The organism is Minwuia thermotolerans, assembly GCF_002924445.1.
Lineage (GTDB): Bacteria > Pseudomonadota > Alphaproteobacteria > Minwuiales > Minwuiaceae > Minwuia > Minwuia thermotolerans.
Map to the genome: position 1 here is coordinate 62,091 of NZ_PIGG01000064.1, position 17,484 is coordinate 79,574.

The following is a 17,484-nucleotide window of genomic DNA, read 5'->3' on the forward strand; positions in this document are numbered from 1 at the left end:
GGCGCTCAGGCCACGCCGATCGCAGCCAGCGGCGCGATCCGCAGCTGCACGCCGCAGGTGGCGCAGCACTCGACGATGTCCGCGGGCGGCTGGCGGTCGGTGACGAAGACGTCGATGTCGGACAGATGGCCGATGCGCACCGGCGCGCTGCGCTGGAACTTCATGTGGTCGGCGACGAGTATGGTGCGCCGGGCATGGCCGATGATCGCCTGGGCGACGCGGACCTCGCGGTAGTCGAAATCCAGCAGCGTGCCGTCGGCGTCGATGGCGGAGGCGCCCACGACGGCAAAATCCACCTTGAACTGGCTGATCAGATCGATGGTGGCCTCGCCCACGATGCCGCCGTCGGAGGCGCGCACCACGCCGCCGGCGATGATGACTTCCGCGGCCGGGGCCTCGCGCAGGATGTTGGCGACGTTGAGGTTGTTGGTGATCGCCATGATGCCGCGGTGCTGGCGCAGGGCGACCGCGACCTGTTCGGTCGTGGTGCCGATGTTCAGCATGATGGAGGAATTGTCGGGAATGAGCGCCGCCGCCGCCGCGCCGATGCGCGTCTTTGCCTCGGCCGCCAGCACCCTGCGTGAATCATAGGCGAAGTTGGTGACGTTGGATGGATAGACGGCCCCGCCGTGAACGCGCTGCAGCAGGCCGCGCTCGCTGAGCTCGTTGATGTCCTTGCGGATGGTCTGGGGCGTCACCTCGAACAGCGCGGCGAGGTCATCGACGTCGACGCGCCCGCTCTCGCGCGCCCGGGCCAGGATATCGGACTGGCGGGGGGTCATCTTGAGAAGTTCGATTTCTTTCATTTTGGTTCGCAATTGCGAGACGCGCCCGCAACATCCGATTGGCAACGCAATTTTCCATCATATCCATGCGAATAGGCAAGCATGGAATTTCGTTCTGGTTCGTATTGACTTTCGATTTGCTTCATTTGATGATCGGAACGTTCGCCACTAGGGAGGGTTGAATCAATGAAAAGGAACCTGCTCGCCGCTGTCGCGGCCGGCGCGCTTCTCGCAACATCCGGGCCGGCTTTCGCCGGTATGGAGGAGGCGAAGAAGTGGATCGACAACGAGTTCCAGCCATCGACGCTGACCAAGGAAGAGCAGCAGGCGGAGTTGGAATGGTTCATCAAGGCCGCGGAGCCTTTCAAGGGCATGGAGATCAACGTGCTGTCGGAAACCATTCCGACACACGAATATGAATCGAAAGTGCTCACGAAGGCGTTCGAGGAAATAACCGGTATCAAGGTCAATCACCAGCTTCTGGGCGAGGGCGAGGTCGTGCAGGCCGTGCAGACCCAGATGCAGACCAACCGCAACCTCTACGACGCCTACATCAACGATTCGGATCTGATCGGCACGCACTCCAGACTGCAGCTCGCCGTCAACCTCACCGACTGGATGGCCGGCGACGGCAAGGACGTGACCCTGCCGACGCTGGACATCGACGATTTCATCGGCAAGTCGTTCACCACCGGCCCGGACGGCAAGCTCTACCAGCTTCCCGACCAGCAGTTCGCCAACCTCTACTGGTTCCGCAAGGACTGGTTCGACCGTCCGGAACTGCAGAAGCAGTTCAAGGAGATGTACGGCTACGACCTGGGCGTTCCGGTCAACTGGTCGGCCTATGAGGACATCGCCGAGTTCTTCTCCGAGCACGTCAAGGAGATCGACGGCGTCCGCGTCTATGGCCACATGGACTATGGCAAGCGCGCGCCGGATCTCGGCTGGCGCATGACCGACGCCTGGCTGTCGATGGCCGGCGCCGGCTCCAAGGGCCTGCCCAACGGCCAGCCCATCGACGAATGGGGCATCCGCATGGAGGAAGGCTCGTGCAATCCGGAAGGCGCCTCGGTCAGCCGCGGCGGCGGCGCGAACGGCCCTGCGGCCGTCTACGCCATCCGCAAGTGGGACGAATGGCTGCGGAAGTACGCGCCTCCGGGCGCCGCCGACTACGACTTCTACCAGTCGCTGCCGGCGCTGAGCCAGGGTAACGTGGCCCAGCAGATCTTCTGGTACACGGCCTTCACCGCCTCCATGGTCGCGCCGAAGTCGGAGGGCAACAACACCGTCGACGATGAGGGCAAGCCGCTCTGGCGGATGGCGCCGTCGCCGCACGGACCCTACTGGGAGGAAGGTCAGAAGCTGGGCTATCAGGACGCGGGTTCCTGGACCCTGTTCAAGTCGACCCCGGTCGACCGCCGCAAGGCCGCCTGGCTCTACGCCCAGTTCACCGTCGCCAAGACGACCTCGCTGAAGAAGAGCCACGTCGGTCTGACGATCATCCGCGACAGCGACATCAACCATCAGTCCTTCACCGACCGCGCGCCGAAACTGGGCGGCCTGGTGGAGTTCTACCGTTCGCCCGATCGCGTTCTCTGGTCGCCGACCGGCGTCAACGTGCCCGACTATCCGAAACTGGCCCAGATCTGGTGGCAGCAGATCGGTGACGTGAACTCCGGCGCCTTCACGCCGCAGGAGGCCATGGACCGGCTGGCTCAGGAGATGGACACGACCATGGCCCGCATGGAGCGTGCGGACAAGGCGAACAACACCTATGGCGGTTGTGGCCCTCGTCTCAACGAGCCCAAGGATCCTTCCGAGTGGATCGGCAAGGGCGGCGCCAAGGCAAAGCTCCCCAACGAGAAGCCGCAGGGCGAGACCATCGCCTATGACGAGCTGATCAAGCGCTGGCAGGCCAACTGAGGTCTGTCGGAAACTGAACCCGGCGCGTCCCCCGGGGCGCGCCGGGCATTTCCGCCCCGCCCCGGGGCGTTTCTTTTGAGTATATTCACGAGATGGCGCTGGAACTTAAATCTGTGGGCAAGCGCGTCGAGGGCGTGACGCATATCCACCCGACGGACCTGACGCTGGAGCCGGGCAGCTTCAACGTGCTGCTGGGCACGACCCTCGCAGGCAAGACCACGCTGATGCAGCTCATGGCCGGTCTGGAGCGGCCGACGGAAGGCGAGATCCATTTCGACGGCCGGGACGTCACCGGCGTGTCGGTCCAGAAGCGCAACGTCTCTATGGTCTATCAGCAATTCATCAACTATCCGAACTTCTCCGTCTACGACAACATCGCCAGCCCGCTGAAGCTGGCCCGGATGGCGAAGGCGGAAATCGACCGCCGGGTTCACGAGATGGCGGAGCTGATGCGGCTGACGCCGTTCCTGAAGCGCCGTCCCTCGGAACTCTCCGGCGGTCAGCAGCAGCGTACGGCCATGGCCAGGGCATTGGTGAAGGACGCGAATCTCGTCCTGCTCGACGAGCCGCTGGCCAATCTCGACTTCAAGCTGCGCGAGGAACTGCGCGACGAACTGCCGAAGCTGTTCGCGGACCGCAACTGCATCGCCGTCTACGCCACCACGGAACCCATGGAGGCGCTGCTGTTCGGGGGCAACACCGCGACGCTGCACGAAGGCCGGGTGACCCAGTTCGGCCCGACCATGGAAATCTACAAGTGGCCGATAGATCTGGTCAGCGCCCAGGTCTTCTCCGAACCGCCGATGAACGAGGCGCCGGTGCAGAAGGCGGGCCGCCGCTTCAGCCTGGGCGATCTGGCCTGGGACGCCGATCCGGCCCTGGACGACATGCCCGACGGCGAGTACCGCCTGGGCATCCGGCCGCACCGCGTCACCATCGAGCCGCGCGGCGACCAGCCCGTGGCGGTGACCGGCGCCGTCAAGATCGCCGAGCTGAGCGGCTCCGAAAGCACGGTGCATTTCGTGCTGCAGGGCAATGACTGGGTTTCGCTCAGTCACGGCGTGCACGATTTCGAGATCGGCGCGCCGGCGACATTCCACGTCGACATGTCCCGGGCGATGTACTTCGACGCCGACGGCCACATGGCCGGCGCGGCCGGCGACAGGGCGGGCTGAGCATGGCGCGGATCACGCTCGACGGCCTCGGCCATGCCTACGCGCCCGACCCGCAGACGCCCGAGGACTGGGCGCTGAAGCAGCTCGATTTCGAGTTCGCCGACGGCGGGGCCTACGCCCTGCTGGGGCCGTCCGGCTGCGGCAAGACCACGCTGCTCAACATCATCCCCGGCCTGCTGACGCCCAGCCGGGGCCGGGTGCTGTTCGACGGCGAGGACGTGGCGGGCAGGGGACCGGCGGAGCGCAACATCGCCCAGGTGTTCCAGTTTCCGGTGATCTACGACACCATGACCGTGCGCCAGAATCTGGCCTTCCCGCTGCGCAACCGCGGCGTGCCGGCCGCCGAGATCGCCGCCAGGGTGGCCGAGATCGCGGACATGACCGACCTGACGGAGATGCTGGACCGCCGTGCATCCGGGCTGACCGCCGACGGCAAGCAGAAGATCTCGCTGGGGCGCGGGCTGGTCCGCGACGACGTCAATGTCATCATGTTCGACGAGCCGCTGACGGTGATCGATCCGCATCTGAAATGGCTGCTGCGCTCCAAGCTGAAGGAGCTGCACAGGCGCATCGACCGGACCATGATCTACGTCACCCACGACCAGGTCGAGGCGCTGACCTTCGCCGACCAGGTGGTGCTGATGAAGGATGGCGAGGTGGTCCAGATCGGCACGCCGGTCGACCTGTTCGAACGCCCCGCCCACACCTTCGTCGGCCATTTCATCGGCTCGCCCGGCATGAACCTGCTGCCATGCGCCATGGACGGCGGCCGGGCCGTGGTCTGCGGCGCGCCGGTGGAGGCGGAGAATGTCACGGCGGTCACCGCCAACTCAGGCCTGGAACTGGGTGTCCGCCCGGAGTTCGTACGTTTTGCGGACAGCGGCCTGCCCGTGCGGGTGACCCGGGTCATGGAAACCGGCCGCTACCGTGTGGTGGAGACGGCGACGCGTGAGGGGCAGACGGTCAAGCTGCTGGTTTCCAACGAGGAGCCGCTGCCTTCCGAGGAAGCGCATCTGGCGTTCGAGCCCGCGCGCACCCGTATCTACGAGAACGGCTGGCTTGCCGGCGGGAGGGCGGCGTCATGAGAAAGACGGTCAACCAGCGCGCCTGGTTCTTCGTGCTGCCGGTCCTCGTACTGGTGGCCTTCAACGCGATCGTGCCGCTGATGACGGTGGTCAACTATTCGGTGCAGGAGACCTTCGGCAACAACGAGTTCTTCTGGGCCGGCATGATCTGGTTCGAGCAGGTGATCAGTTCGCCGCGCTTCCACGATTCGCTGACGCGGCAGATGATCTTCACCTTCTCCATCCTGGCCATCGAGGTGCCGCTGGGCGTCGTCATCGCGCTGGCCATGCCGCGGCGCGGCTTCTGGGTCTCGGTCTGCCTGGTGCTGATGGCGCTGCCGCTGCTCATACCTTGGAACGTCGTCGGCGCGATGTGGAACATCTTCGCCCTGCCCGAGATCGGCCTGATGGGCTGGGGGCTCAACGAGCTCGGCTTCGACTACAACTACACCCGCCAGCCGACCGCGGCGTGGTTCACGCTGCTGCTGATGGACGTCTGGCACTGGACCTCGCTGGTGGTGCTGCTGGCCTATGCCGGCCTCGTCTCGATACCCGACGCCTACTATCAGGCCGCCCGCATCGACGGCGCCAGCTCCTGGGCCATCTTCCGCTATATCCAGCTGCCCAAGATAAGCGCGTGCTGACCATCGCGGTGCTGCTGCGGTTCATGGACAGCTTCAACATCTATACCGAGCCGGTGGTGCTGACCGGCGGCGGCCCGGGCAACTCGACGACGCTGCTTTCCATCGACCTGGTGAAGATCGCGCTGGGGCAGTTCGACCTCGGCCCTGCGGCGGCCATGTCGCTGATCTACTTCGTCATCATCCTGCTGCTGAGCTGGGTCTTCTACACCCTGATGATGCGGAACGAGGAGTAATGCGATGCGCACGCGCTGGCTGATTCCGACTGTCTACATCGTCTTTCTGATGCTGCCGATCTACTGGCTGCTGAACATGTCGTTCAAGACCACGAACGAGATCCTGGGCGGGCTGACGCTCTGGCCCGAGACCTTCACGCTGGACAACTACCGGGCCATCTTCTCCGATCCGACCTGGTACATGGGCTATGTGAACTCGCTGGCCTATGTCTCGATGAACACGGTGATCTCTGTCGCCGTGGCGCTGCCGGCGGCCTACGCCTTCTCCCGCTACCGCTTCCTCGGCGACAAGCACCTGTTCTTCTGGCTGCTGACCAACCGCATGGCGCCGGCCGCCGTCTTCGCGCTGCCGTTCTTCCAGCTCTATTCGGCGGTCGGGCTGTTCGACACCCACATCGCCGTGGCCTTGGCCCACACCCTGTTCAACATCCCGCTGGCCGTCTGGATCCTGGAAGGCTTCATGTCCGGCGTGCCGAAGGAACTGGACGAGACCGCCTATATCGACGGTCACAGCTTCTGGAGCTTCTTCACCCGCATCTTCATGCCCACGATCGCCGCCGGCATCGGCGTCGCCATGTTCTTCTGCTTCATGTTCTCGTGGGTGGAACTGCTGCTGGCCAAGACGCTGACCTCCGTGGAAGCCAAGCCGATCGCGGCGGTCATGACGCGGACGGCCTCGACCTCGGGCTACGAGCTCGGCCTGCTGGCCGCGGCCGGCGTGCTCACCATCGTGCCCGGCGCCTTCGTGATCTATTTCGTCCGCAACTACATCGCCAAGGGCTTCGCCCTGGGGAGGGTCTGATATGGGCCTGTCGTGGATGGCCTGGACGTGGCCGACCGCCGCCTTCTTCGTCTTCATCGCGCTGGCCATCGCGGCGATGGGCGTGTGGGAGTATTACTCGCCCGGCGGCGCGCCGCGGCGCGGCGTCTTCGGCCTGGACACCACCCGCGGCGACCGGCTGTTCATGACGCTGCTGGGCAGCGCCTTCATCTTCATCGGCTGGATGGCGTTTCAGGGCACGCCGCTGTGGGGCGGACTGGCGATCGCCATCGCCTGGGCGCTGTTCGTGTTCTGGAAGGTCTGAACGCGCACCGGAATTCGGCGCCGCATTTGAGATAGGTCAAAAGGCCCCGCAGCGGGACATGCTGGACTCGCGTCCGAAAGATCAAGGAGCGAGGCCCCAGACATCATGTCCGCGAACCGAACGGAGCTCATTCTCGCGCACGCCGACAAGCGAATTCCGCGCTATACGAGCTATCCCACCGCACCTCATTTCGGCCCCGGGGTCACGCAGGACACATACAGGACCTGGCTCTCCGGGATCCGGCCGGGCACCCCGGTATCGCTCTACGTCCACGTGCCGTTCTGCCGGACGATGTGCTGGTACTGCGGCTGCAACACCAGGGCGACGCTGCGCAACGAGCCGCTGGAGCGCTATCTCGACACGCTGGAAATGGAACTCAACCTGCTCGCCCGCGCGCTGCCGTCGGTGCTGCCGCTGAAGCATCTGCACTGGGGCGGCGGCAGCCCCAGCCTCGTCCGCGCGGCACGGTTCCGGGGGATCATGCAGCGCATTCGCCGCAGCTTCGCCTTCAAGCGCGACGCGGAGGTCGCTCTCGAGGTCGATCCGCGCCACCTTTGCGATGAACTGGTCGACGCCATGGCCGAGACCGGTGTCAACCGCGTCAGCCTTGGGGTCCAGACCTTCGACGAGAAGGTCCAGCGGGCGATCAACCGCGTGCAGCCCTTCGAGGTGGTCGCCGACGCATTCGCGCGGCTGCGGGCGGGCGGCATCGAGGGTGTGAACGCCGATCTGCTCTACGGTCTGCCGCTGCAGACTGTCGACGGCGTGATCGAGACCACGGACCGGCTGCTCGAGCTTGCGCCGGAGCGCATCTCGGTTTTCGGCTATGCTCATGTGCCGCACATGAAGCCGCATCAGCGGATGATCCGCGAGGAAGACCTGCCGGACGCCGCCGGGCGGCTGGCACAGGCCGACGCCATTGCGGAACGCCTGGTTTCCGGCGGTTACCGGCAGATCGGACTGGACCATTTCGCCCGCGCCGATGACCCGATGGCCCGGGCGCTGGAGAGCGGCCGCCTCAGGCGCAACTTCCAGGGCTACACGACGGACGAAGCGCCCGTGCTGCTCGGCGTTGGCGCGTCCGCCATCGGCAGTCTGCCCGAGGGCTACGTTCAGAACGAGGCCGCGACCGAGAACTGGCGCCGGGAGATCGTCGACGGGCGTTTCGCCATCGCGCGCGGCGTCGCCCTCGATGACGATGACCGCATGCGCCGGGAGATCATCGAGCGGATCATGTGCGATCTGACGGTGGATCTGGCCGCGCTCGCCGCGGCTCATGGCCGCCCTGCGCCGGAGGCGGACCTCGGCGCTCTCGAGGCCGACGGGATCGTCAGGCGTGACGGCGACCGCATCGTCGTCGCCGAGGCGTTCCGCCCGCTCAGCCGGGTCGTCGCGGCCGCCTTCGACGCCCGTCTGAACCTGGGCCCGGCCCGGCACGCCGTCGCCGTCTGAACACCCCGGACGTCGCCGCCCGTCCGGATCGAGGTGGCAATCTCCCCCCGCCCTGCCTACCTGCCCGGGTACGGCCGGAAAGTCGCGGATGGAGAAGAAGACGGCGTGCGGGCTGCGGACATGGAAGGATCGGATGGAACCGCCGGCGCGGCGACGGGAGATGTGGTCTCGTGATCGATCTTGCCGGTCTCTCCGTGCCGCTGATCCTCACCGCCTTCGCGGCGGCGGGGATCGTGGTGCTGCTGGCCGGCGCGCGGCTGACGCGGCTGGCCGACCGCTTTGCCGATGTCAGCGGCATCGGGGAGGCGCTGACCGGCGCGGTCTTTCTCGGCCTCATCACCTCGCTCTCGGGCAGCGTCACGTCGGTCTGGACGGCGGCCACGGGGCACCCGGAGCTGTCGCTCTCCAACGCGCTGGGCGGCATCACCGCGCAGACCGCCTTCCTGGTGGTCGCCGACCTGTCCTACCGGCGCGCCAATCTGGAACACGCGGCCGCCTCGCTGCCCACAATGGTCAGCGGCGCAGTGCTGATCGTGCTGCTGACCATGCTGCTGGCGGCCGAGGCACTGCCGCCGGTGTCCATCCTGGGGGTGCATCCGGTGACGCCGCTGCTGCTCATCGTCTACGGCCTTGGAATGCGCATCGCCGCAGAAGCGGGCGCCCGGCCGATGTGGGGACCGGCGCAGACTGCCCTCACCAATCTGGACGAGCCTGACGAACCCGAGCGCGGCGGGGAATCCGTGCTTCGCCTTGGCGGCTGGATCCTGCTGCTCGGCGCGCTGGTCGGCGTGGCAGGACTGCTGATCGCGGAGGCCGGCATCGCCATGGTCGAGAAGGCAGGGGTGCGCGAGGGCGTCGTCGGCGCGCTGATGACCGCTATCGCTACCTCGACGCCCGAACTGGTGACGACGGTGGCGGCCGTTCGCCGGGGCGCGCTGACGCTCGCCGTCAGCGGTATTCTTGGCGGCAACGCCTTCGACGTCCTGTTCGCGGCGTTTTCCGATGTCGCCTACCGCCCGGGGTCGATCTACCACGCCATGGCGCAGGATCAGCGTCTCATCGTCCTGGTCGCGATCCTGATGACCGCGGTTCTGCTGATCGGCATGCTGCGGCGGGAGCGCTATGGCCTGGCCAATGTCGGCTTCGAGAGCGTCACCATGCTGGGTCTCTATGTCGCCAGCGTGGCGGCCCTGATCTGGCTGTTCTGAGGAGAGGAGAGGTGCACGGACCGGCCTTCCAGGAGGGACATCGCGTACAGCCCCTGATCGAGGCGGAGGAGACCTACGCTGCGATCGAGACGGCGATCGACCGCGCTGAGGACGAGGTACTGATGGCCTACTGGACGCTTACGCCGGACCTGGACCTGGTGACCGACAGGGCCGAGAACTGGGAGGCTCTGCTCAGCCGCGCCGTGGGTAGGGGCGTCCGTTTCCGCGTCCTGCTGGCCGATTTCGATCCCGTCTTCACACCCACGCTTCACCGCAGCGCCTGGCGGACCTACCGGCGTCTGATGGACCTGTCGGGTCCGTCGAACCGCGCGGAGGCGACGCTCCAGGTAATGTGCTCGCAGAATCCCGTCCGGCCCGGCCTGCCCGAGATTGTTGCCGGCAACGTTGCCGCGCAATTCAGGATCGGAAGACTCATCGAGCGCCTGGCGGCGAGCGCGGAGGAGGGCGGCGGCGGCGGCGACGCGGCGCGCCGCGCCTTCGCGACCGCGCCCGGACTCTGGCGGCACATCGTCCGCCGCGGGGACCGTTTCGTGCGCCGCCAGCCGCGGCCGGCGAACCTGTTGCCCGGCACCCATCACGAAAAGCTCTGCATTGTCGACCGGCGGACGGCTTTCGTGGGCGGACTGGATATCGGAGAGCGCCGCTACGACACGCTCCGCCATGACCGCGAGACGCCCTGGCACGATCTCGCCTGCCGGCTCGAGGGCCCGGCCGTCGCCCTGCTCACGCATCATTTCGTCGACCGCTGGAACGTCGAGCTGGAGGCCTTCAGGGACTTCATGGACGACTTGCCGGATTTCGAGGAGAAGGCCGACGTCAGGCCGGCCGAGCTTCGTCCGATGACCGACGGCGCCGAAGCGGCCGGCGGGACCGGCGCCGAGGGCGAGGTGGCCGTGGCGACCTCCCGCTCCGGCGGCGAGAGCCCCGCCGCGCTGGACGTTGACCGGCGCATCACCTCGATTTCGGCGGCGATCGAAGAGATTGTCGGCGCGGCGCGGCGCTTTCTCTACATCGAGACGCAGTATCTCCGCGCACGAAGCGTGACGGACCGGCTGATCCGGGCGGCCCGGGAGAACCCCGAACTGGAGATCATTCTTCTGCTGCCGCTGGCGCCGGACCGGCTGGATCCGGATGCCGGCTGGAGTACGCCCACGCGTCACGGCCACTGGCTGCAGTACCGCAACATCCGCCGTCTGCGCCGGGCGCTGGGCGAACGTGTCGGCGTCTTCACTCTGGTCAGCCGACAGCCGGCCGGCGATGACGACGCGCCCGAGGATACCGTCCTTGGCGCCAGGGGAATCTACGTTCATGCCAAGACGATCGTCGCCGACGACCGTATCGCCATGGTCGGGTCGGCCAACCTCAACGGGCGCAGCCTGGCGCTCGATACGGAGGCCGCGATCCTCTGGCGGCAGCCTGCGGCGGTGCGTGAGTTCCGGCAACGGCTCTGGCATCACCATCTGGGCTTCGCCATGCCCGACGACTTCGACCCCGCCCGTCATTCTGCGCTGGCGCTGTGGAACAGGGCGGCTGCGGTAAACATGCGCGCGGGGATTACCGCACGGCCCGGCTTCGCCATCGCCTTGGAGAACGGCCGGGCGCGGCGCAAGGCGCGGCCATCGCCGTTCGTACGCAGCCGCTATGTGTGACGCGGGCGCGTCAGAATAACGCTGACATGGGCCGCCGCCACGGCCTTGCGCGCGGTCGGCGGCTCGCCATCTGCGAGGCTGAAAAGAACGGCAAAGAACCAGGCGAGAGAACCATGGACATCCTGCGAATAATCCTGGCCATCATCCTGCCGCCCCTCGGCGTTTTCCTGCAGGTCGGCCTCGGCCTTCACTTCTGGCTCAACATCCTGCTGACCCTGCTCGGCTATATCCCGGGGATCATCCACGCCATCTGGATCATCGCCACGAGATAGCCGCCGCCGTCAGGCCGCGTCCGGCGGATCGGGCGAATCGAATGCCTGGAACTCGGCGCAGGGAATGCGCAGCATGTCGTCCCATACCGGCCGGATGAGATCCCGGTCGGTCTGGCTGACGCTGTAGAGGCTGATGCCGATCGTGTGGTCGACGATATCGATCGCGGTCGCCAGCGGCAGCACCAGCCGCTCGGCGACCGGGCGGCCGTCGGCGTCTTGCCGTTCGGGGCCTATGGCGCCGTAGAGAATGCAGGGCGTCTCGATCACGCCCCGCCAGCGGCGGATGGCGGCATCCCTGTGGGTGGGGCCCACCACGTCGCTCAGCATCCGCCCTTTCAGCCGGCCGCCCCAGGCTTCGTTGACGTTCTCTCCGGCCAGCTTGCAGACGAAGTCGTCCCTGTCCGGCAGGTACTGGTAGAGCCAGACATGACGCAGCAGTCTGGGCGCCTGGAAGGGATCGAGTTCGCGCCGGAGCGGCACCAGGGCGCCATGACGGGAACGGTTCCAGAGTTCGAGGAATTCCACGACGGGCTGGCTGGCGCCGCCAAAGCGCGCGCGTATCGGCTCCGGCAATTGCGGCGTGGCTGGCAGCATTGTCCCGCACCACCCCCTTGAATCGTGTCCCGCCGATTATCCGCTGGCGCGCGGTTTCACGCCACCCCTTCCGCATCCGGATCGTACCGGGGGCAATGCCCCTTCGATTCGGCGGCTACGCATCGGGCACCGAGCGGCGCAGTTCCTCCAGCCACACGGTGGCCTTGGCGTCCGAAGGCGCGCGCCAGTCGCCGCGGGGCGAAAGCGCCCCGCCGGAGGAGATCTTGGGCCCGTTGGGCAGCGCCGAGCGCTTGAACTGGCTGAACTCGAAAAAACGCCACAGAAAGCTTTCCAGCCACTTGCGGATGGCCGCCAGGTCGTACTGGTTGCGCGCATCGTCGGGAAAGCCGATGGGCCAGAGTCCCTGTGTCACGTCGCGCCAGGCGTGAAACGCCAGGAAGGCGACCTTGGAGGGCGGCTGGCCGTAGCGGATCGTGTGATAGAGGAAGAAGTCGTGCAGCTCGTAGGGACCGATCTTGTCCTGCGTGCTCTGCAGTTCCTCTTCCTCGCCCGTGGGGACCAGTTCCGGCGAGATCTCCGTATCCAGGATGGCGTCAAGCACCGCATTCGCCGCCTCGTCGAACTGGCTGGTGCGCTCGGTCCAGCGGATCAGGTACTGGATCAGCGTCTTCGGCACGCCGGCGTTGACGTTGTAGTGGCTCATCTGGTCGCCCACGCCGTAGGTGCACCAGCCCAGCGCCAGTTCCGAGAGGTCGCCCGTGCCGATGACAAAGCCGCCGCGCTGGTTGGCGAGCCGGAACAGATAGTCCGTCCTGAGTCCGGCCTGGACGTTCTCGAAGGCGATGTCATAGACCGGCTCCCCTTGCGAGAAGGGATGGCCCATGTCCTTGAGCATCTGCTCGGCGGCGGGCCGGATGTCGATCTCCTCGGCCGTCACGCCCAGGGCGTCCATCAGCTTCCAGGCGTTGCTTCTGGTGCGTGTGCTGGTGGCGAAACCGGGCAGGGTGAATCCCAGGATCTTCTTGCGCGGAACCTCCAGCCGGTCGCAGGCCTTGGCCGCGACGATCAGCGCATGGGTCGAATCGAGCCCGCCCGAGACGCCGATCACCATGCTGCCGCCCCCGGTAGCCTGAAAGCGCCGGCACAGACCTTCCACCTGGATGTTGAAGGCCTCGTAGCAGTCCTGATCGAGGTGGCTCTGGCGGTTGGGCACGAAGGGGAAGCGGCGGATCGGGCGGATCAGCCCGATGTCGCGGTAGCAGGGCCGATGCGTGAAGGCGATGCGGCGGAATTCGCGTTCGGGGCGGTGCTGGTCGTTGGCCGAATCGTTGAAGGTCTGGTGCCGCATCCGCTCGCCCAGGATGCGGGCGGTGTCGATGTCGGCGATACAGAGCTGCGGTTCGGTGGGAAAGCGCTCGGACTCGGCCATCAGGTCGCCCAGCTCGTAGATCATGCCCTGGCCGTCCCAGGCCAGATCCGTGGTGCTCTCGCCCGGCCCGGCGGCGGAATAGGCGTAGGCCGCGACCGCGCGCGCCGACTGCGACTTGCACAGCATGTGGCGCTCGTCGGACTTGCCGATGGTGATGTTGGAGGCCGACAGGTTGGTCAGGATCGTCGCGCCCGCGAGGGCGGCGGCCGAGGACGGTGGCACGGCGGCCCAGAAGTCCTCGCAGATCTCGATGTGGAAGAAGAATCCTGCCAGATCCTCGGCCTCGAAGATCAGGTCGCTGCCGAACGGCGCCTCGACGCCGCCGGCCCGGATGGTCTCGTTCCGGATGTTCCGGCCATGGGCGAACCAGCGCTTCTCGTAATATTCGCGGTAGTTCGGCAGGAAGGACTTGGGCGCCACGCCGAGCAGCCGGCCGCGCGAGATGGCCAGGCCGCAGTTGTAGAGCCGACCGCGATGGCGCAGCGGCGCACCGATCAGCAGCACGGGCGACAGCTCCGCGCTCGCCGAGATGATCTCGGCGATGGCGTCCTCGACCGTGTCGAGCAGCGCCGTCTGGAGGTGCAGGTCGTCGAGCGCGTAGGAGGAGACGCAGAGTTCTGGGTAGATCAGCAGGTCGACGTTCGCCGCGTCGGCCCGCCGGGCTTCAGCCAGTATTGCGTCGCGGTTGAAGCCGACATCGGCGGTCAGCACGCGCGGCGTGCTGGTCGCCACCCGCACGAAACCGTGGCGGTGCATGGCATGGAAATGATCGGGGCCGGTCCGCTCTCTGCTCATTTCAGCATCTCGCTCATCATCGCAATCGCAATCTCTATACACGCCACGCGCACCTGTCCGCGACCGATCGGTCCGAAGTGCTCCTCGCGATGGCGGGTCTCGCGCCCCTTCCGCGCGCAGGCGAAATGCACCAGTCCCTCCTCGTCGTCCACCCCCGCCGGGCCGGCGAACCCCGTCACCGCCATGGCGATGTCGGCCGCGGTCCGACGCAGCGCCCCCTCGGCCATGGCGATGGCGGTCGCCTCGGCCACGGCGCCGTGACGCTCAAGGACCGCCGCCGGCACGGCCAGGATGTCGCGTTTCGCCTTGTCGGTATACACCACCAGACCGCACTCGAAGGCATGGGAGGAGCCCTCGATGTCGGTCAGCAGCGATGCAAGGAGACCGCCGGTGCAGCTTTCGGCGGTCGCTACCTGAAGCCCCTGGTCGCAGGCAGCGTCCAGGAACTCGTGCACCGCCGCCTCGATGCGGTCGGGCAGGTGGATGGCGAGGATACTGCTCATGGGCCTGTTTCCGGCTCTTCGTTCCCGCCTACTTGGTCACGGCGGGCCCGACCGCACAAGCCCCGAGGTTCGGGCGGCAGAGAGACGCGGAAGTCCGGCGCTTCGGCGTCCTCTGCCGCCGCCGTTGAGGTGGCCGGGCCTCAGGAACGGGGTGCGGCGACCTCGATCTCGTCTCGCACCCACACCGCCCCGCCTTCCCAGGCGTTCTCGATCGCGGCCTGACGCGCACGCACGGAATTGACGGTTCCACCAAGCGTCGCCCGGCCGTCCTGCACGACGATCTCCACGTTCTCCGCAAGCACGAAGGGACTCCACGAGAGCTCATCCCGAATGGCCGCGGCGATTTCGGCGTCGCTCTTCATCGTCCGCGGCTCCCGGTAGCCGGACCACCAGTCATAGCTCTCGTAGCGGACGTTGTCGGCGTAGAGGTCGCTGACGAAGGGCCTGACATTGTCCCGCACATCCATGTGGTTCTCGACCCGCGCGACGCCGCCCACGCGGCTCGCCGCCTTGTAGGCCTGCGACTGTTCGAAAAAGCTGTCCACGTTGCCGTAGAGACTGACGACGCCGTTGCGGACCTTCACCACGAAATCGCTGGCCTCGACGTCCGGATGCCGGATGAACGCGTTGACGATGTCCTGTTCGAGTTCCGGGTCGCTCATCGGTTTCGAGCGGTTGACGTGCATGCGGTTCTCGACCCGTTCGACGCCGATGATCTTGCCCGCGGCATCGCCCGCGGCCTCCTTGGCCGCGAGATTGTCGACCCCGCCCCGCAGCGTCACGACCCCGTCGTCGACGAAGGTCTCGGTGCCGCCCCGGTCGACGCGGGGATTCGTCATCAGCGCGGACTGGACGGCCTGACGTATCGCCGCATCGTCCCGCGGCCGGCCCGGCTCCGCCTTCGCCGGCGCGCGCCCGTTCTCGGCGAATGCGACCTTCAGCCCGCTCGCGTCGACCCCGGTCACGCCCCGCACATGGGCCTCCGAGACGGCGCGCGCCCGTTCCGCTGCACTGAAGACGTCGCCGCTCAGATGCACGACGCCGTCGGCCACCGCAACGTCGATGTACTCGTCACCGATCAGGGCCGACCAGTCGAGGCGGGCAGCGACATCCTCGCGGATCTCGCTGTCGGACCGGGTCACTGCCGGTTCGATGGTCAGCGCATTGGTCACCCCGGTGACGCCGGCGACGCTCATGGCGACGCGTTCGGCCAGACGCGCTTCAGCGCCGGACTGAACCTTGCCGGACAGGGTGACATGGCCTTCACTGTCGGTCTCGACTTCGATTTCCCAGCTCTCCGTGGCCGGATCGGCGGCCAGCGCTGCGACGACCATGGTCCCGACCCGGTCGGGCTGCAGATCGTCCGGCGGATTCACTGTCAGTTCGTTCTCCACCGCCTTCACGCCCAGGACCGTTCCCGCGATGGTCTCGGCGCGGCGCTTCGCCAGCAGATCCTGAACGGTCCCCGAGAGAGTCACTACGCCATCCTCCGCGGTCGCCTGGATGGTGCTGCTCTCGACGCCCTGCTCGTGGGCGATCTCGTCGGCCACGGCATCGGCCAGGTTGGGATCGTCGATTTCCGCGGCGCTCTGCGGCGCAGATGTTGCGCCGCCCGACAGCATCGTGGCTGACAGGGCTGTAACGATCAGAGCGGTGCGCGCGCCGCTGAATGTCGGGATCGTTCTCACGGGATCCTCCCAGTGTTCTTCTTCGAATGCGTTCTACCTGGCGCGGCTGTCATCTGCAGGACGCCGCAGGGGCGGCCGATAGTTCCCGCCGCCTGTAACAATCCGCGACATAACTCCACGAAATCGGCAAACAAGGGCGACACGAGGTCGCCAGATTGATGACAGGCGGCGCGATCCGCCGGACCCATCAACGGAAAGGACCCGAGATGAAGAAATCGATCATTCTGGCCGGCGCGGCGGCGATGCTGCTGACCGGCTCGCTGGCCGCCCAGGCCGGCGGCAAGTTCCCTGCAGACGCCGACGGCGACGGCAATCTGACCCGCGAGGAGATGACGGCCAGCGTCGAGAAGCACTTCGCACGGCTGGACACCGATGGCGACGGCCTGATCTCCGGCGAGGAGATGAAGGCGGCCTGGAGCCGGCATGCGGAGAAGCGCGGCGACGGCCATGGCGGCAAGCATGGCAAGATGGACCCGGACGGCGACGGCACGATCTCGCGTGCCGAGTTCGACGCCCGCGCCGACGACAGGTTCGCCCGCATGGACGACAATGGCGATGGCGTCATCGCTTCTGACGAGATGACGGGCCGCCATGGCAAGCGTGGCGCCAGGATGGACAGCGACGGCGATGGCTCGGTCACCCGCGGCGAGTTCGACGCGGCCCGCGCCGAGAAGTTCGCCCGGCTCGATGCCGACGGCGACGGCGCCGTCAGCCGGGAGGAGATCAAGGCCGCCTGGGCCGAGCATCACGGCGAGCGGAGCGGCAAGGGCGGCCACGGCAAGCGAGGCATGATGGATTCCGACGGCGACGGCCGTGTGTCCAAATCGGAGTTCGAGGGCCGCGTGCTGGGCTTCTTCGACAGGATGGACGCCGACAATGACGGCGTCGTCACCGAAGCCGAACGCCAGAGCGCGCGCGAGAACTGGAAGAAGCAGCACCGTCAGTAGGCGCGGCCGGTAAACGGGGGCGGCGGCGCGCCGTCGCCCCCGGACACTGGATTTCC

General features: G+C 66.9%; 15 protein-coding genes and 1 pseudogene. 11 read left to right on the plus strand and 5 right to left on the minus strand.

All coding sequences use genetic code 11. The annotated features are described in order from the left end of the window. Positions 1–5: 5 nt before the first annotated feature. Complete coding sequence (locus CWC60_RS17410; RefSeq protein ID WP_109795191.1) at positions 6–806, minus strand: DeoR/GlpR family DNA-binding transcription regulator; 801 nt, start codon at positions 804–806, stop codon at positions 6–8. 165 nt (positions 807–971) lie between these two features. Here CWC60_RS17410 and CWC60_RS17415 point away from each other — a divergent pair, with 165 nt between their 5' ends. The 10 genes and pseudogenes from CWC60_RS17415 to CWC60_RS17460 all read left to right on the plus strand — a co-directional run bounded on the left by CWC60_RS17415 (position 972) and on the right by CWC60_RS17460 (position 11,511). After that, complete coding sequence (locus CWC60_RS17415) at positions 972–2,708, plus strand: ABC transporter substrate-binding protein (protein WP_109795192.1); 1,737 nt, start codon at positions 972–974, stop codon at positions 2,706–2,708. Between the two features lie 92 nt (positions 2,709–2,800). Beyond that, positions 2,801–3,883 (plus strand): ABC transporter ATP-binding protein, encoded by a 1,083-nt coding sequence (locus CWC60_RS17420; RefSeq protein ID WP_109795193.1) that lies wholly within the window; start codon positions 2,801–2,803, stop codon positions 3,881–3,883. A gap of 2 nt (positions 3,884–3,885) precedes the next feature. Then, positions 3,886–4,968, plus strand: a complete 1,083-nt coding sequence (locus tag CWC60_RS17425; RefSeq protein ID WP_109795194.1) for an ABC transporter ATP-binding protein — start codon at positions 3,886–3,888, stop codon at positions 4,966–4,968. Next, positions 4,965–5,824 (plus strand): annotated as a pseudogene (locus CWC60_RS17430) (carbohydrate ABC transporter permease). Before CWC60_RS17425 ends, CWC60_RS17430 begins: the two are co-directional and overlap by 4 nt. 4 nt (positions 5,825–5,828) lie before the next feature. Further along, positions 5,829–6,626, plus strand: coding sequence for a carbohydrate ABC transporter permease (locus tag CWC60_RS17435; RefSeq protein WP_109795195.1), 798 nt, complete (start codon positions 5,829–5,831; stop codon positions 6,624–6,626). Between the two features lies 1 nt (position 6,627). Further along, complete coding sequence (locus CWC60_RS17440; RefSeq protein ID WP_109795196.1) at positions 6,628–6,909, plus strand: DUF2160 domain-containing protein; 282 nt, start codon at positions 6,628–6,630, stop codon at positions 6,907–6,909. A gap of 105 nt (positions 6,910–7,014) precedes the next feature. Continuing rightward, positions 7,015–8,361: an oxygen-independent coproporphyrinogen III oxidase gene (gene hemN / locus CWC60_RS17445; RefSeq protein ID WP_109795197.1), complete on the plus strand. Its 1,347-nt coding sequence runs from the start codon at positions 7,015–7,017 to the stop codon at positions 8,359–8,361. 170 nt (positions 8,362–8,531) lie between these two features. Next, positions 8,532–9,569 (plus strand): sodium:calcium antiporter, encoded by a 1,038-nt coding sequence (locus CWC60_RS17450; protein ID WP_109795198.1) that lies wholly within the window; start codon positions 8,532–8,534, stop codon positions 9,567–9,569. A gap of 11 nt (positions 9,570–9,580) precedes the next feature. Further along, positions 9,581–11,239, plus strand: coding sequence for a phospholipase D-like domain-containing protein (locus tag CWC60_RS17455; protein WP_109795199.1), 1,659 nt, complete (start codon positions 9,581–9,583; stop codon positions 11,237–11,239). Positions 11,240–11,352: 113 nt separating this feature from the next. Next, positions 11,353–11,511, plus strand: coding sequence for a YqaE/Pmp3 family membrane protein (locus tag CWC60_RS17460; protein WP_109795352.1), 159 nt, complete (start codon positions 11,353–11,355; stop codon positions 11,509–11,511). Positions 11,512–11,520: 9 nt separating this feature from the next. On the opposite strand, the gene CWC60_RS17465 is transcribed toward CWC60_RS17460, so the two are convergent. From CWC60_RS17465 to CWC60_RS17480, 4 genes are all read right to left on the minus strand, one after another. Next, positions 11,521–12,105, minus strand: coding sequence for a PAS domain-containing protein (locus CWC60_RS17465; RefSeq protein WP_109795200.1), 585 nt, complete (start codon positions 12,103–12,105; stop codon positions 11,521–11,523). A gap of 115 nt (positions 12,106–12,220) precedes the next feature. Then, complete coding sequence (locus CWC60_RS17470) at positions 12,221–14,290, minus strand: NAD(+) synthase (protein ID WP_109795201.1); 2,070 nt, start codon at positions 14,288–14,290, stop codon at positions 12,221–12,223. Next, positions 14,287–14,793, minus strand: coding sequence for a CinA family protein (locus CWC60_RS17475; protein WP_109795202.1), 507 nt, complete (start codon positions 14,791–14,793; stop codon positions 14,287–14,289). Before CWC60_RS17475 ends, CWC60_RS17470 begins: the two co-directional genes overlap by 4 nt. A 140-nt stretch (positions 14,794–14,933) precedes the next feature. Next, on the minus strand, positions 14,934–16,481 hold the full coding sequence (locus tag CWC60_RS17480; RefSeq protein WP_109796437.1) for a BON domain-containing protein: 1,548 nt from the start codon (positions 16,479–16,481) through the stop codon (positions 14,934–14,936). 206 nt (positions 16,482–16,687) lie between these two features. On the opposite strand from CWC60_RS17480, the gene CWC60_RS17485 reads away from it, so the two are divergent. After that, on the plus strand, positions 16,688–17,428 hold the full coding sequence (locus CWC60_RS17485) for a CREC-EF hand family protein (protein WP_164516615.1): 741 nt from the start codon (positions 16,688–16,690) through the stop codon (positions 17,426–17,428). The last annotated feature ends 56 nt before the right edge of the window (positions 17,429–17,484 follow it).

Bases quoted from the DNA above. Each gene is read 5' to 3' on its own strand.
- CWC60_RS17470 (WP_109795201.1), bottom strand. From the start codon at position 14,290: ATGAGCAGAGAGCGGACCGGCCCCGATCATTTCCATGCCATGCACCGC.
- CWC60_RS17465 (WP_109795200.1), bottom strand. From the start codon at position 12,105: ATGCTGCCAGCCACGCCGCAATTGCCGGAGCCGATACGCGCGCGCTTT.
- hemN (WP_109795197.1), top strand. From the start codon at position 7,015: ATGTCCGCGAACCGAACGGAGCTCATTCTCGCGCACGCCGACAAGCGA.
- CWC60_RS17415 (WP_109795192.1), top strand. From the start codon at position 972: ATGAAAAGGAACCTGCTCGCCGCTGTCGCGGCCGGCGCGCTTCTCGCA.
- CWC60_RS17435 (WP_109795195.1), top strand. From the start codon at position 5,829: ATGCGCACGCGCTGGCTGATTCCGACTGTCTACATCGTCTTTCTGATG.
- CWC60_RS17410 (WP_109795191.1), bottom strand. From the start codon at position 806: ATGAAAGAAATCGAACTTCTCAAGATGACCCCCCGCCAGTCCGATATC.
- CWC60_RS17460 (WP_109795352.1), top strand. From the start codon at position 11,353: ATGGACATCCTGCGAATAATCCTGGCCATCATCCTGCCGCCCCTCGGC.
- CWC60_RS17440 (WP_109795196.1), top strand. From the start codon at position 6,628: ATGGGCCTGTCGTGGATGGCCTGGACGTGGCCGACCGCCGCCTTCTTC.
- CWC60_RS17420 (WP_109795193.1), top strand. From the start codon at position 2,801: ATGGCGCTGGAACTTAAATCTGTGGGCAAGCGCGTCGAGGGCGTGACG.
- CWC60_RS17485 (WP_164516615.1), top strand. From the start codon at position 16,688: ATGAAGAAATCGATCATTCTGGCCGGCGCGGCGGCGATGCTGCTGACC.
- CWC60_RS17425 (WP_109795194.1), top strand. From the start codon at position 3,886: ATGGCGCGGATCACGCTCGACGGCCTCGGCCATGCCTACGCGCCCGAC.
- CWC60_RS17475 (WP_109795202.1), bottom strand. From the start codon at position 14,793: ATGAGCAGTATCCTCGCCATCCACCTGCCCGACCGCATCGAGGCGGCG.